The following is an 803-nucleotide window of genomic DNA, read 5'->3' as shown; positions in this document are numbered from 1 at the left end:
AGAAAAGGCAAAAGGCATTGCTTGATATTGTCTAACAGCTAAGTAGTGCTTAGCATTATAATTGCTTCGATTGTGTCCTACATAAGAGTTGTAAACAAAGCGCTGCGCATCATAGTTTAGCTTGATGATTTTCTTTTGCTTAGAACTAGGATAAAAGCGAAGCTTAACGCCAAAATAATAGGCTAAACTGCTCATTCTTTTCATGTATTTCACCTCCTTGTATTATTGTAATTTGATTATAGCCTATGTATATCTTATAATCAACAGTAAATAGATACATAGTAGACGAAAGGATATTAGACTATGAATAATAAAAAAGACAAAATAAAAGACGCAGGCTATGAAAAACACTACGTCTATAATGCACACTATCATCTAATTTGGTGTACTAAATACCGCAATCAAATCTTTACTAACCAAGACCTTGCACAAGAGATGCGAGACCTGCTCAAGCAAATAGCTGAAGATAATCAAATCAAAATTGAAAAAATGGAGGTAATGCCTGAACATATTCATTTGCTTATCAGCTTTAGACCATCAAAATCAGGTTCAAGCGTAGTCAAAGCACTCAAAGGAAGAAGTGCTTTTTTATTCTTCAAGAATCATCCCGAAATTAAGCAAAACAAGATGTGGGGCGGACATTTATGGTCACCCAGCTATTACTTTGGCACGGTAGGGAATATGTCTAAAGAAGTAGTAGAAAAGTACATTAATGACCAGATCTACAATGCCGTTAGAGACGGTAAGCCCTATCCATCCCCGCATTAAAATACGGGGATTTTCGGGCGTTTTTCATTAAAAAT

General features: G+C 35.5%; 2 protein-coding genes. One reads left to right on the top strand and one right to left on the bottom strand.

Features of this window, described 5'->3' with window-relative positions; all coding sequences use genetic code 11:
* The coding region (locus tag JEM49_RS09230; RefSeq protein WP_201874748.1) for a helix-turn-helix domain-containing protein at nt 1–204 on the bottom strand (204 nt) is incomplete at its 3' end.
* 99 nt (nt 205–303) lie between these two features.
* Here JEM49_RS09230 and tnpA point away from each other — a divergent pair.
* Nucleotides 304–768: an IS200/IS605 family transposase gene (gene tnpA, locus JEM49_RS09225; protein WP_025005294.1), complete on the top strand. Its 465-nt coding sequence runs from the start codon at nt 304–306 to the stop codon at nt 766–768.
* The last annotated feature ends 35 nt before the right edge of the window (nt 769–803 follow it).

Origin of the sequence: Lactobacillus sp. A27 (assembly GCF_016742815.1) — a bacterium.
Taxonomy (GTDB): domain Bacteria; phylum Bacillota; class Bacilli; order Lactobacillales; family Lactobacillaceae; genus Lactobacillus; species Lactobacillus gallinarum.
This window is presented reverse-complemented; position numbering and strand designations above follow the sequence as displayed.